Here is a 13,426-nt window from a genome sequence, read left to right on the forward strand (position 1 = left end):
GTTCGGTCGGCCGGGTGCTGCCGGGATCGGAGGGCGCGGCACGACGGACGTGCTCGCGACGCCCGGCAGCGGGCGTGCGCTCAGCTCAGGTGGACGGCTGAGCGGTGGTGGAGGTGTCCGGCGTCAGCTCTGACGGGACCGGTGAGGACGAGGACTCGGACGCGGCAGGCGGGGCATTCCAACTCCCTCTCCAGGCGGGTGGGACCGGACAGGACAGCGGCCTCGTCGCCGCCCTCTCCCCCCGTGCACCTGCGCATGGCGTCGGTGGGACCTTCGGTTCTCCACATCGTTCACTCGGGCACCCGCTCGGGCGCCGGCAGGCACCGTAAGCACGCGCGTCTGCCACGCGCCAACGGATCCGGTGATCTCGCGCTCGGGGAACGCTTTGCTGGGCATGTCCGTGACGCAGCGTGCCCGGCTATGGGACACAGAGGTACAGCCGCGGACACGGCGCGTGTTCGAGTACCGAGACCGGCGTCACCACAATCGGCGCGCCGACACGCAACGGAACCCGCTGTTGCAGGGCGTGACGATCATCGCGGTTTGGAGTCGGTCCAACGCGGTCGCGCCGCGTGACCCCGGCGGACGTGCCCCGCACCGGGCGGAGCTACTCCGTCAGGCAGGGCAGCGGGATCCACCAGAACCACGGCGGGTTGCAGTCCTGGGACCCGACGGCGGCCGTGGCGACCCCGGGTGCGAACAGCACCGCTGCCGCACCCACCACCGCAACGACCGTGGCCCGGAACACGCGCATGATCTCCCCCAGGCTCGTCTCACCCGCGGCGAGACCATCCCGTCCCGCCGGAAGGGACGCAAGGCTGCCACCAACTCGCAGCGGACCACCACCGGGTCCTTCGTCCCTGCTCGCCCCAGCGGGCAACCGCCGGTGTCCCTCACAGGCCGTCGGTGCTCCAGGACGGGTCGTGCGCGTTGTCGCGGGGACGTCGTAGGCAGCGCGGCCACCTGCCCACCGGCAGAGCCGTTGCCGGCGTCGTCCGGGGGTGCCGGCGTCGTCCGTGGGTTGCCGGTGCTGCAGGACCGGCAGTGCGCGAGGAACGCCGGCAGTGGGTGGCTCAGGCGTCGACGTAGCGGTCGCGTTCGACGAGGAACTGGCCGGTGGCGGTGTTGGCGTCGACGAACTCCGGCAGCAGCGGGATGCGCACCGTGACCGTCACGCAGACGGAGAACTCCTCCCCACGCGCCAGCGTCGGCGTCCAGCCGCCCGCGGCGTCGCAGCCGGCACCGGCCGGGGCGTAGCCGACCCGGACATCGGTGGCCTCGATCGACTGGTCGGCCACCGCCAGCCGGGCCGCGGCCTGCGCCCGCGCGGCGCCGGTGACCGGGTCCGGCGCGGTGCCCATCGCCCGCCCGGCCTCCCGCGCGGCCGCGGTCGAGGCGAACACCCCGCGCTGCACCGCCGAGAACCCCGCCACGACGTACACCAGCGGCACGAGGACCACGATCGCGACGAACGCGAACTCCACCAGCGCCGAGCCGCGCTCCTCGGCGACCAGGCCCAGCCGGGCCCGCAGCCACCTCACGCGCCCTCCTCGCCGGCGCTGGTCGGCCGCGTGCGGTGGACCCGCTCGGCCCATGGTGAGCTCGCGAGCTCGCTCACCGCGCCTCCTCCACCGCCCGGCCGGTGACCTCGACCGGCAGCAGCGCGCCCAGCCCGCCCAGCAGCGTGGGCACCGCCCCCGAGCAGCGGACCACCACCAGCGTCAACCCGCTGGCGTCGACCTCCTGCACCGAGCTGCACACCAGCCCCGCGGCGGTCCGCGGCGAGGTCGCCCGCGCCACCACCGCCACCGCGCGATCGGCACCCGCGGACGAGGGCACGTCGGCGTTGGCCGCGAACCGGGCGCCGTCCTGCGCGCCGGCGGTCACCACGTTGCGCACGTGCACGTACACCGCCACCTGCAGCACCGCCAGCAGCAGCACCACGACCAACACCGACACGAACACGAACTCCACGACCGCCGCACCCCGCTCGCCGTCGTCCGGTGAGGTGAGGCAACGGTCCCGGCCCCGGCCCGGGGCCCGCGCCGAGCGCAGCGAGGGGTGGGAAGGACGGGGTTCTGGTTCAGCCACCGGCCGTGACGGAGGCCAGGGCGTTGGTCACCGCGGCGACGATCGCCTCGCGGAACGGGATGAGGATGGCCAGCACCAGCGCCGCCGTCATCACCGTGATCATCACCCAGCCGGGCACGTCACCCCGCTCGGCGTCGTCCCCGCGCAGGCGGTCGGCCAGTGCGGCCAGCGCCGCCAGGACCCCCGCGAACTTCGGCATGCTGCGTCCTCCCTGTCGTGTCCGCGGGCTCATCGGGCCAGCGAGACGATGCTGATCAAGCCGGGATAGAGCGCGAACAGGACGGTCACCGGCAGCACCAGGAAGACGACCGGCACCATCATCGCGATCTCCTTGCGCCCGCCGGCCTCGAGCAGCCGGCGCTTGCCGGCCTCCCGGACGTCCGCGGCCTGCGCCCGCAGCACCTCGGCCAGCGGGGTGCCCCGCTCGAGGGCCACCAGCAGGCCGTCGACAAAGCGGGCCAGCGGGTCCAGCGAGGTGCGGTCGGCGAGGTGCTGGAGCGCGTCGGCCAGCGGCACGCCCGCGCGCGCCCGGCCCAGTGCCGCGCCCAGCTCGCCGGCGAGCTCGCCGCCCGACAGCCGAGTCACCCGGGCGAGCGCCGCGGTCGGGCTCTCCCCCGCCGTCACCGCCAGCGCCAGCAGCTCGGCCACCACCGGGAACTCCGCCAGCAGCAGCTCCTCCCGCCGCTGCACCTGCCGGGTCAGCCACCAGTCCCGACCGAGCACGCCACCGACCAGCCCGGCCAGGCACAGCAGCGCCACCGACAGCACGTTGACGTCCCCGGCCAGCAGCGAGCCGACCGTCGCCAGCAGCGCCGCGCCGAGCAGCCCGAGACCGCCCCACACCACCTGCTCGACCCGGAAGTCCTCCACACCGGCGTCGCTGCCCAGCGCGTCCAGCCGCCGGCGCACCGCCGTCCGGCCGCCGAGCACCCGGTCGACGAAGCGGGCACCGTCGGCGACCACCGGGCCGAACAGCCGCCGGACAGCGGTGAGCAGCCCGGCCTCGGACGCGGTGCCCAGCAACCGGGACGGCGGCGGGGTGTCGTGCACGTAGGGGGCGAGCCGGTCGACCAGGCGCACCGAGCGGAACGGCGGCGCGAAGGTGACCACGAGCAGCAGCCCGCCGGCCGCGGCCAGGCCGAGCAGCATCCCCGCCGACGAGGCGCTCACCGTGCCACCCCGCCGCTCCGCGGCCCGTTCGATCCGCTCCTCGCTCCCTGGCGCTCGCTGCGATGCTCACTCACTGGAGCACCCGCACGTCCTGCGGCAGCCGGCCGATCCGCAGCATCAGGCGGTACGACACCAGGCAGACCGCCGCGCCGCCGAGCAGGATCGCCGTCCCCAGCGGCGAGTCGTAGGCCGCCAGCGTCGTCGACTGGGTGGCCAGCAGGAGCAGCACCACCCACGGCGCGGCGACGGCCAGCCGCGCGGCCTGCACCACCCAGCCCTGCCGGGTCTCCAGCTCGGCGCGGGCACGGGCGTCCTCGCGCAGGAAGGAGGCAAGGGTGCGCAGCACGCGGCCCAGGTCGCTGCCGCCGACCTCGCGGGCCACCCGCAGCGTCTCGACGATCCGGTCGCCGACCGGGTCGGCTAGGTCGTCCTTGAGCCGGTCGAGGCAGTTCCCGAACCGGCCGCTGGAGCGGTACTCGGCGGCGAACCGGGCGAACGGCGGGCGCAACACCTCCGGCCCGCGGGTCGACAGCGCCGAGAGCGCCTCGGGCAGCGAGAGCCCGGCCCGGACGGCGGAGGCGAGGTTGTCGACGGCCTCCGGCCAGACCTCGCGCAGGTCCGCCCGGCGCTTGACCGCCAGCCGGCGCACCTGGACGACGGGCAGGGCGGCGGCGAAGGCGCCGAAGAGCAGGCTCACCGTGACCGTGCCGGTGGTCAGCAGGACGACGACCGCGGCCAGCAGCCCCAGCCCCGCCTGCAGGGCGGTGAGCTGCACGGCGTTGACGCCGGTCAGCCCGGCCGCGGCCAGCTGCTGCTGCCGGCGCGACGGCCTCCGGATGCGGTCCCGACGCCGCGGGGCGCGCGGGCCACTGCGCCAGACCAGCAGCAGGCCGACGCCCAGCAGCAACCCGAGCAGGCCGCCGATCACCCGTGCCACCGCGCGTCGTCGAGCAGGGCGGGCAGGTCGAAGCCGTGAGCGGCGAAGCGCTCGGGGTGCGGCGGATAACCGGTGCCGCGGACCAGCCGGCCGTCCCGGGTGGTGAAGACGTCGGCGAGCTCGATGACGCCGTCCTCGGCGCGGCCCGGGACGGCCACGACCTCGCGCACCCGGCGCCGTCCGTCGGGGTCGCTGCCCACGTGCACGACCAGGTCGACGCTGGCGGCCACCGTGGGGACGACGAACGCGTGACCGATGTTCTCGCCGGCCAGTAGCGGCAGGGTGCACATCTTGGTGACCGCCTCGCGGGCGCTGTTGGCGTGCAGCGTGCACATGCCTGGCAACCCGGAGTTCAGCGCGATCAGCAGATCGAGGCACTCCTCCTGCCGCACCTCGCCGACGACGATGCGGGAGGGCCGCATCCGCAGCGCCTCCTTCACCAACCGGCGCAGCGGGATCTCCCCGGCGCCCTCGAGGTTGGGCTGGCGGGTCTGCATCGCCACCACGTCGGGCAGCGGCACGCGCAGCTCGAAGACCTCCTCGCAGGTGATCACCCGCTCCCGCGCCGGGATCGCCGCGCACAGACAGTTCAACAAGGTGGTCTTGCCCGCCTGGGTGCCACCGGCGACGAGCACGTTCAGCCCGGAGACCACCGCCGCCTCCAGGAACCGCGCCGCCTGCGGGGTCAGCGTGCCCAGCTCGACCAGCTCGTCCAGCGAGTGCGCCTGCAGCACGAACTTGCGGATGTTGACCGCCATGTGCCGACGGGTGATGTCCGGGATGACCACGTGCAGCCGCGACCCGTCGGGCAGCATCGCGTCGACGAACGGCGTCGACATGTCGATCCGCCGCCCCGAGGTGCGCAGCATCCGCTCCACCAGGTCGGCCAGCTCCCCGGGCGCCAGGATCGTCGTGGTCAGCTCCGACCGGCCGCGCCGCGCGACGAACACCCGCCCCGGCTCGTTGACCCAGACCTCCTCCACCTCCGGGTCGTCGAGCCACCGCTGCAGCGGCCCGAACCCGGCCACCCGGTCCAGCACGTCCCGCACCACCGCATCCGCATCGCCGATCGGCGGCAGCGCCGAGGTCAGCGACCGCTCGGAGTAGTCCGCGACCACGTCGCGCACCAGCAGGCGCACCGGCCCGGGCTCGGTGAACGGGTCCAGCCCCCGGCGGCGGATCAGCTCGCGCACCTCACCGTCGACGACGTCGAGCGCGCTCGTCGCAGTCGGCACCGCACCCCCGTCTCACCGCCCGACACCGCTCGGGACGACGGGACTGTAGGTGGACGGCGCAGCTCCACGGGACCGGCGTCAGCCGATCTGTGGACAGTCCGCACCCGGCCGACCGGCCGGCCCACCGATCGGATGACCCCCGACCGGGGACGACGGAACGGTCGGGACCATCGCGCTCACCCCGGTCACGCGTGGAGCAGACCTCGGTAGCGCGAGCGGCTGTCCCTGAGCCGACCGGAGCAGCGGCCCACACGTATCAGCGCGACTCCTCAGCCCTCCCTCGGGTGGCAGCTCCCGCGCGCCCCGCGAACGGCTGCCGTCCCACGGACCGCACAGCAGGCGGAGGACACGGTGGCCGATCGAGCAGCACAGTCGACCTCTCCCGGCGCGACGGCGGCAGCGGCCGACGCATCCCCCCCGGCGCCGGGAGGAGCCGCCGTGGCCGGACCGCGGGTGTCGACGATGAAGCCGACGACCGAGGTGCAGCGCCGGATCCGCCGCACCGCTGCCGTCGCCCTGGCCCTGGCGGCGGTGGCCGCCGCGGGAGCCGGGTGGGTGGCCTACCGGCACCTCTCTCCCCCGCTGCCCGACCTGGTGCGCATCGAGCTGGGGCTCGACCGGCCCGCCGACCCGGCGCTCCTGCGCGACACGCTCGGACCGGACCTCTTGCTCATCCTCGGCTACGGCTCCGCCCTGGCCGTGCTGGGCTGGCTGGCTCGCATGATGACCTGGAGCACGACGTCCCGGCACCTCGCCGACCTCGGCCTCCTCTGCGCCGCCGCAACCGTGGTCGCCGACCTCGCCGAGAACGCCTTCCTGTTCTTCGGCGACCGGGGCGAGCGGTGGTACGCCGCCGCGGGGGCCGCCGCGACGGTGAAGTGGTCCGTAGCCGTCCCCGCAACGGTCACCGCACTCATCGGACTGGTCCTGACGTTCGCCCGGGTGATCGGCAACAACCCGCACCGGCTGCGGCGGTTCGCCGCGATGGACACGAGCGGCATCATCCCGCCGCCCCCGCTGGAACCGCCCCCGCCGGACAACGTCCCCAAACGGGTCCCCGCGGCGATGCTCGACTCCACCCGGTGGCGCAACGCCTACCGCGTGCCCCGGGAGACGAGGCCGGCCACGCGATCGGCTGGGGACGGCGGGCCGGTGGCGGTGTGCCTGTCCGGCGGGGGCGTGCGCTCGGCCAGCGTCGCGCTCGGCGCGGTCCAGGCGCTGCGGCCGGTGGTCAAGGAGGCCGACTACGTCATCTCCGTGTCCGGCGGCGGCTACACCGCCGGGGCGCTGGTGCAGGCCCTGACCCGTGGCGGCTCGGACGATCCGCGCACGGACGGCGTCGACCGGAACCCGGACAACGCACTGGCGCCCGGCGGTGTCGTCGAGGACCACCTCCGGCGGCACTCCAGCTACCTGGCCAGCACGGCGGGCAAGCTGGTCCTGGCTCTGGCACTGCTGGCGCGTGGGCTGATCGGGAGCCTGTTCGTCCTCTTCAGCGGGGCCGTCGTCATCGGTGTGCTGGTCGGCGTCTTCTACGCCGCCGTCCCGGTCACGCGACTCAGCCACGTCGCGGTCGCAGGGAGCGGCTCGTCCGTCTCCTACCCGGTGCCGCACGCGCCCGCGCTCTGGGGCCTCGGGGTCCTCGCCGGGGTCGCGTGCCTGTCCTGGCTGGCCGGGGTGGTCCTCACCAGCTGGCGGGACCAGCGCTCACTCATGTGCCGGCTCCTCCTGCGCACCGCGCAGGCGGCCGCCGCCCTCGCCGCGGTCGTGGCCACCTTCGTCCTCGTGGTCCCGGCGATCAGCTACGCGACCTGCTGGCTCTACGCGCGCACGGGGGACAGCAGCGCCATCACCGTGGGTGGGCCGCTCGTCGCCGTCCTGCTGAGCTACCTCGCCACGGTGGCGGCAGCCTTCTCGAAGAAGCCCGGCAGCGTCAGGAAGCTCCGCGAGCGGGGCAAGGCCGCGCGGTCGACGGCGACGACTCCCGCCTCGGTCCTGCGGCTGCTGCTCGTCACGCTCGTGCTCGCCCTGCTGGCCGCCGTCTGGCTGCTGGTCTTCGGCGCCGCCGTCGCCACCCGGGCGGACGCGACGGCGCTGGAGGTCGCCCTCGTCGTCGGCGTGCTGTGGGTGATCGTCGGCGGCTTCGTCGACGAGACCGCGCTGAGCCTGCACCCCTTCTACCGCTCCCGGCTGGCGAGCGCCTTCGCCGTCCGCGCGCGACAGGGGGTCGCCGTCCCGTACCTGCCGTCCGAGCCGACCACGCTGAGCACTCACGGTCGCGTGCACCCCGACGACTGGGGATCGCCCGGACCCCGGTTCGTCTTCGCCGCCGCCGCCAACCTCGTCGACGACGACCGGACCGCTCCCGGGCTCCGGGCGGTCTCCTACGTGATGAGCAGCGACCACATCGGCGGGCCGGACATCGGCTGGGTCCCGACGTCCGTGGCGATCGAGGCCTGCCCGCAGCAGCTGAAGCGGGACCTGACCGTCCAGGCGGCCGTGGCCATCAGCGGTGCGGCCTTCGCCTCGGCGATGGGCCGGGCATCGTCCTGGTACGGCAGCCTGCTGGCCATCTCCGGCGCCCGGCTCGGGTCGTGGCTGCCGCACCCGGACTACCTGCTGCTGCGCCAGAACCTCGCGGCCGAGGACGACTGGACCCTGCCGGGGATGCCGCACGTGCGCCGCCTGCCCTACCTCCTGCGGGAGGTGCTGGGCGTCCACCCGTACTTCCAGAGGCTGCTGCACGTCTCCGACGGCGGCCACTACGAGAACCTGGGCCTGGTCGAGGCGCTGCGGCGGGGGTGCCGCACGATCTACGTCATCGACGCCAGTGGCGACGCGCCGCCGACCGCCGGCACGTTCGGTGCGGCCCTGCGCCTGGCGCACGACGAGCTCGGGGTGCGGATCGAGCCGGAGGAGGGGTTCGACCTGTTCGACCTCGTCCCCGGCAGCGGGCAGCCCTTCGAGCCGAAGGAGCCGCTGGCCGCGCTCAACGCCCGGCTGTGCAAGCGAGGCGTCGTCACCATGCGGATCACCTACCCGGAGGAGAGCGGGCTCGAGCCGGATCAGCGCACCGGCGTCCTCGTGCTCGCCAAGGCGGTGCTGTGGCCGCAGCTGCCCTACGAGCTCCTGGCGTACGCCGCGTCGAACCCCGTGTTCCCGCACGACAGCACCGCCGACCAGTGGTTCGACGAGGGCAAGTTCTCCTCGTACAAGCGGCTGGGCCACGAGCTCGGGCTCCGCTGCCGTTCCCTCGGCGAGCACGTCGGCGACCTGCCCGAGAGCACGGACGGTACCGGGGTGCGGGGCCCGACGCCTTCCTTCCCGCCGGTGGGGAACGGAGCGGCCGTGGCGTCCGCCGTGTCCGTCGCCGCCACGGTCGCCGGCGGTCGCGACCGGCCGCCGTCACACACGGACCCGGGGAGCAACGGTCGGCGCAGCCGGCGGTGGTTGCGGACGAGCCGGCTCAACGGCAGCCGGCACTGACGACCTCCGCCCGGGCTAGGGCTTGCGGGTCGTGGCCTCCGGGTTGACGAACAGGCCGGGCAGCAACATGTGGATCGCGCCGACCAGGACGTTGTCCCCGGACGAGAGCGCCGTGGCCGACCCCGTCGCCCGCGCCCGCAGCCGGGCTCCCTCCGCGAGGGCGTGGAAGACCTCCGCGACGTCGTGCCAGGTGTACTCCGGGCGCAACTGCAGACCGAACCGGCCGGCGAGCCTCTCGTGGAGGACGGTCCAGTAGGCGATCCACTCCTCGTACTGGGCCTTGAGGAACATCTGCACCCGCGGGTGGTTCGGCAGGGCGACCCAGACGACCGTGCGCAGGCCCCACAGCGGGTCGTCCAGGGTCACGGCCATCACCCGCTCGACCATCTGCCGGACGAGGTCGGCGAAGGACAGGTCCTCGGGGAGTCCCTTGGCCACCTCGGCCACGTCGTGGATGGCGTGCTCCACGAGAGCCGGCCGCAGCAGGTAGGCGATGAGGTCCTCGGTGTAGCGGCTCTTGTACCGCCAGCGGTCCCGGAACATCCCGACGGTCAGCATCCTCGGGTGCTCCCGGCGGGCGTCCTCGTGCTCCGCGCGCTCGATCAGGCGGGCCTGCGACAGCCCGGCGAACAGGCGGGTGCCGGCGTCGTGGTCGTCCATCAGGTCGGGACCCCGGTGGTCGAGCAGGTCGTCGCAGAGCAGCAGCAGCCCGATGTCGAGGAAGGCGCGCGTCTCCGGGCTGTTGGCGATCTTCATGCGGGTGACCGGGCGGGCATCGGCTGCGACGTTCGTCAGCACCGCCGACAGGTCGTCCTCGGGCATCGCTTCCCCCGGGTGCCACTGGAGCTGGACCTCCAGCCTAGGACCTCCAGCGCTGGAGGTGTCGCCCTCGCACCCCGGGAAACGCGTGCCCGGCTCGGTGTCCCCGTCCGTGTCCGCCGTCCCTGATGGGCTTGGACCCGCCGTGCCGGCCCGCTCGACAGTCGTCCCACCAGCGAAACGGCCGCCACGGAGGACCGACATGTCCACGCTCCACGACAGCCTCGACGCACTGCCCCAGGACGACCCGGACCGCGGTACCCAGCGGTACACCCCGGGTCCGGGCACGGCCGGCCAGCCCGACCCCGCGACGCTCGTCGAGGCCGCCCGGCGCGGCGAGCCCTGCGCCTGGCAGGGGCTCGTGCAGCGGTTCACCCCGCTCGTCCGCGCGATCACCAGCAGGTACCGGCTCGGCGAGCACGACGCCGAGGACGTCGCCCAGGTGATCTGGCTGCGCCTGGTGGAGCACCTCCACCGGCTCCGCGAGCCGCTCGCGCTGCCCGGCTGGATCGCGACGACCGCTCACCACGAGAGCCTCCGCCTGGCCCGCGGCCGCGCGCGGACGCTGCCGGTCGACCCGCTGGACGACTCCACGCAGGCGCTCCTCGGGCACGACCCCGACGTCGACGCCGACCTGCTGCAGGCCGAGCAGGTCGAGGCCGTGCGCGAGGGTCTCGCCGACCTGCCGACGGCGCAGCGCGACCTGCTGCTCCTGCTCGTGGCCGACCCCCCGCTCAGCTACCGGGAGATCAGCGCGATGCTGGGGATGCCGATCGGCAGCATCGGCCCGACCCGGGCTCGCACCCTGGCCCGCCTGGAGGCCACGCCGGCGGTCAGCCGCTACCTGGCAGCGGACCGGCGTGGGGTCACCCACCGGCCGTGTGCGGCGTGAGGGTCCCGGGACCGGCAGGTCAGCGCCACGGGGCGAACGCCGCCTTGCCGGTCCCGACGACCCCGGCCAGCTCGGGGCAGTGGCGCCGGACGACGTCGGCCATGCTCCCGCGGGCGACCCAGTCCATCCCCAGCGGCGTGTACACCTCGGGCCGGAAGTCCACGGTGAGGAACCGGTCGCTCTGCAGCCGCCGGGACGCCATGAGCAGGAACACCCGGAACGCCGTGTCGCTGAACCCGAAGCCGGCGGGCGGGGTCTCGGCGAGGAGGCCGACCACGGTGTCGACGTCGTCGACCGACGGGTACAGCCGCTGCAGCGCGGCGAGGGTCTCCGGATCGGTCGTGAGCTCCTCGAACCGGCTGATCCGGGGCATGTGCAGCCCGGCCCGGAAGTCGTTGTAGCGCGGCACGCCCCGCCGGCGGGTCCGCACGACGTCCACCACCGCGAGGTCGACGATCTCGCCGTCCCGCTCGAAGTGCCGCAGCGCGTCCGGGAAGTTGTGCAGCGTGATCGCGCCCGGGTGGGCGGTGCCCAGCGAGCGCAGGGAGTCGGCGAGCCCGATCTCGCGGAACACGTCCTGGGTGTTCCGGCCCGAGATGTCGTCGAACCCGAGCTCGCGGACCTCCCCGGTGGCGGAGTCGACGAAGGCGTAGCGGTCGGGGATGAGGGGGTGCATCCGGTAGACCGTCACGAACTCCTCGGTGAGGGAGAACGGGACGCCGGAGTGGTCGGGCCGGGTGCGCGGGATGCCGTGGACGGCGTGCGGGTCCAGCAACCGGAAACCGAGGCGGGTGAGCCACTGGTCCGGCGCACCCCGCCAGTTGACCGACATCGCGGTGTCGAGGGTCTTCGTGCCGAGGATCGCCGGGGTCCACTCCACCGTGTGGATCTTGGCGATCAGCGCGGAGACGACCAGCCGCGCGGTCTGGTACGTCCGTTCGTCGTCGAGGTGCGGGTACTCCTCCTGGAGGGCGTCGCACACCGCGTTGTGCTCCCGGGCGAACAGGGTCTGCAGGGCGCTGAGGCCCAGCCACCAGCTGTCGGAGAACCCGGCCAGCACCACCTCGCCGGGGCCGGTGGGCAGGTGGCCGTCCTCGAGGCGGAGCCGCGCGCCGCGCCCGCCGTCCTCGCGCAGCTGGGCCGCCTTGTCGGGGTCGCTGCCGTAGACCTCCGAGCCGTCCCACCAGTGCGAGACCTGGTTGCGGTCGCCGTCGTCCTCGGCGATGCGCATGACGCCCTCGGGGCGGCCGTCGGTCGTGTTGCGCCACCGGCGCTCGTCGGGGAGCGGGAGGTCGATGCTGCGCTCGCCCACCGGGTGGCGGCGGTGCTGCACCCAGTCGTGCACCTGGAACTGGATCCAGGCCGCGGCGAGGACGTTGAGCGAGGGGGCGGGGATGAAGCTCTTCCGCGCCAGGAGCTGGTCGGCGACCTCGACCGGGTCGGGGAGGTCGGACCGGCGGGAGTCGACGGGCATGTTGCGGCCGAACCGGGCACCTGCGGCACCCATGCCGGGGCACGACAGGTCGTTCCAGCAGCCGTCCGCGGTCCGGTGCGCCACCGCATCGGCAGGGGGCGGAGGCCCGGGTTGCCGCACCTCCACCCGGGCCGGCAGGTCGGTGTCGATCAGGTTCTCGCGGCGCAGCTGGCGGCGCAGGACCGCCAGGTTCAGCAGGGCCAGCCGGGCGGGCAGGCGGTGCCACGGCCGCCGCCGGTTGACGCGGGCGAAGACCCGGCCGACCAGCCCGTTGAGCAGGACCGTCCGTCGCGGCTCCACGGTCACGAACCGCTGGTGCAGGCGGTGGGCGCTGCCGGCCTCGTAGGCCGCCCGCCGCGCCCGGTTCAGGTTGCCGAGCGGCCGGAACTCGTCGGTGGTGTTCCAGGGGTTGAAGGCCAGCCGGTCGACGCGGTGCTCGACGAGGCGGGCCCGTGCGGTGCCGACGTCCTGGCGGGGCAGGACGAGGCGGGCCACGGACTCGTACCGGACGAGCAACCACCTCCGGGCCGTGTTCTCGACCGGTGTCCGCCGCTCCGAGACGTAGCGCTGCACCTGCAGGTCGAACTCGACGTCGCCGGCCGCCAGCCGGCGGGCGAAGTCGGTGCGCAGCTCGTCCGGACCGGTGCTCCGCGGGACCTCCGGTGCGGACACCGGACGCAGGCGGTAGCGGACCGGGCCGGCCTCCCCCCAGAGGATCGCCCCGCGGCTGTAGTACCTCTCCCGGGCGAGGCTCTCGGACCGGCGCGTGGAACAGAGGAGGTTCCCGATGATCCGGACGGTGGCGAACGGGCCGACCCTGCGGGGCAGCCGCAGCGCCAGGGACAGCAGCTTCGACACCCTCGACGTCCGTCCCGCCACCGCCGAGGCCATCGCCACGAACTCCCGGGCGTTGGCTGCCGGGGACACGGGCCAGTTGGTCATCAGCAGGTCGTGCACCGTGTCCCCGCCCGCGTGCACCCGCAGCGCGACGCCGCGCAGGTCCGGGGCGCTGTCGGGCCGAGCGGTCCCGTTCGCGTTGGAGAACCGGACGGTGACGGGGAGCTCGGCGCCGGGCCGCAAGCAGCCCCGCTGCAGGTCCTGCGGCAGGTCGCGCCGCACCCGCAGGCAGGCGTCCTCCACGGCCAGCACGGTCTTCGCGTGGAAGGCACGGTCCACGGTCGCCGCGTCCCGCGCCCTGCGGTTCTTCTCCTGCACCAGCATGAGCTCCCGGGCGAGCTCCTCGAAGACCTGGAGCTCGGCCTGCTCGCTATCGCGCTCGTACCGCTCGTACTGCTGGTGTCCCACCGGCATCGTTCCCCTCG

General features: G+C 74.3%; 11 protein-coding genes. 2 read left to right on the forward strand and 9 right to left on the reverse strand.

What is annotated here, in order from left to right:
- Positions 1–607: 607 nt before the first annotated feature.
- From ACI79G_RS15060 to ACI79G_RS15090, 7 genes are all read right to left on the reverse strand, one after another.
- A complete protein-coding gene (locus tag ACI79G_RS15060) occupies positions 608–754 on the reverse strand; it encodes a hypothetical protein (RefSeq protein ID WP_456881926.1) in 147 nt (48 codons plus the stop codon).
- A gap of 319 nt (positions 755–1,073) precedes the next feature.
- Positions 1,074–1,541 (reverse strand): hypothetical protein, encoded by a 468-nt coding sequence (locus ACI79G_RS15065; protein ID WP_456881927.1) that lies wholly within the window; start codon positions 1,539–1,541, stop codon positions 1,074–1,076.
- Positions 1,542–1,614: 73 nt separating this feature from the next.
- On the reverse strand, positions 1,615–1,974 hold the full coding sequence (locus tag ACI79G_RS15070) for a TadE/TadG family type IV pilus assembly protein (protein ID WP_456881928.1): 360 nt from the start codon (positions 1,972–1,974) through the stop codon (positions 1,615–1,617).
- A gap of 109 nt (positions 1,975–2,083) precedes the next feature.
- Positions 2,084–2,290: a hypothetical protein gene (locus ACI79G_RS15075; RefSeq protein WP_091215529.1), complete on the reverse strand. Its 207-nt coding sequence runs from the start codon at positions 2,288–2,290 to the stop codon at positions 2,084–2,086.
- 29 nt (positions 2,291–2,319) lie between these two features.
- Positions 2,320–3,261 carry a type II secretion system F family protein gene (locus tag ACI79G_RS15080; protein WP_456881929.1) on the reverse strand — a complete coding sequence of 314 codons (942 nt, stop codon included), beginning with the start codon at positions 3,259–3,261 and terminating at the stop codon, positions 2,320–2,322.
- Between the two features lie 70 nt (positions 3,262–3,331).
- Complete coding sequence (locus tag ACI79G_RS15085) at positions 3,332–4,198, reverse strand: type II secretion system F family protein (RefSeq protein ID WP_456881930.1); 867 nt, start codon at positions 4,196–4,198, stop codon at positions 3,332–3,334.
- Complete coding sequence (locus ACI79G_RS15090; protein ID WP_456881931.1) at positions 4,186–5,433, reverse strand: CpaF family protein; 1,248 nt, start codon at positions 5,431–5,433, stop codon at positions 4,186–4,188. Before ACI79G_RS15090 ends, ACI79G_RS15085 begins: the two co-directional genes overlap by 13 nt.
- Before the next feature lie 438 nt (positions 5,434–5,871).
- On the opposite strand from ACI79G_RS15090, the gene ACI79G_RS15095 reads away from it, so the two are divergent.
- Positions 5,872–8,919: a patatin-like phospholipase family protein gene (locus tag ACI79G_RS15095; protein ID WP_456881932.1), complete on the forward strand. Its 3,048-nt coding sequence runs from the start codon at positions 5,872–5,874 to the stop codon at positions 8,917–8,919.
- A gap of 15 nt (positions 8,920–8,934) precedes the next feature.
- Here the strand turns inward: ACI79G_RS15095 and ACI79G_RS15100 are convergent, their stop codons facing one another.
- Positions 8,935–9,741, reverse strand: coding sequence for a hypothetical protein (locus ACI79G_RS15100; RefSeq protein ID WP_456881933.1), 807 nt, complete (start codon positions 9,739–9,741; stop codon positions 8,935–8,937).
- A 199-nt stretch (positions 9,742–9,940) separates the two neighbouring features.
- Here ACI79G_RS15100 and ACI79G_RS15105 point away from each other — a divergent pair, with 199 nt between their 5' ends.
- Positions 9,941–10,630 (forward strand): RNA polymerase sigma factor, encoded by a 690-nt coding sequence (locus ACI79G_RS15105; RefSeq protein WP_456881934.1) that lies wholly within the window; start codon positions 9,941–9,943, stop codon positions 10,628–10,630.
- A 19-nt stretch (positions 10,631–10,649) separates the two neighbouring features.
- On the opposite strand, the gene ACI79G_RS15110 is transcribed toward ACI79G_RS15105, so the two are convergent.
- A complete protein-coding gene (locus ACI79G_RS15110) occupies positions 10,650–13,415 on the reverse strand; it encodes a peroxidase family protein (RefSeq protein WP_456881935.1) in 2,766 nt (921 codons plus the stop codon).
- Positions 13,416–13,426 lie beyond the last annotated feature (11 nt).

It is taken from the genome of Geodermatophilus sp. SYSU D00779 (assembly GCF_054050595.1).

Coding starts and splice junctions, on each gene's coding strand:
- ACI79G_RS15060 (WP_456881926.1), bottom strand. CDS start 754: ATGCGCGTGTTCCGGGCCACGGTCGTTGCGGTGGTGGGTGCGGCAGCG.
- ACI79G_RS15110 (WP_456881935.1), bottom strand. CDS start 13,415: ATGCCGGTGGGACACCAGCAGTACGAGCGGTACGAGCGCGATAGCGAG.
- ACI79G_RS15075 (WP_091215529.1), bottom strand. CDS start 2,290: ATGCCGAAGTTCGCGGGGGTCCTGGCGGCGCTGGCCGCACTGGCCGAC.
- ACI79G_RS15105 (WP_456881934.1), top strand. CDS start 9,941: ATGTCCACGCTCCACGACAGCCTCGACGCACTGCCCCAGGACGACCCG.
- ACI79G_RS15100 (WP_456881933.1), bottom strand. CDS start 9,741: ATGCCCGAGGACGACCTGTCGGCGGTGCTGACGAACGTCGCAGCCGAT.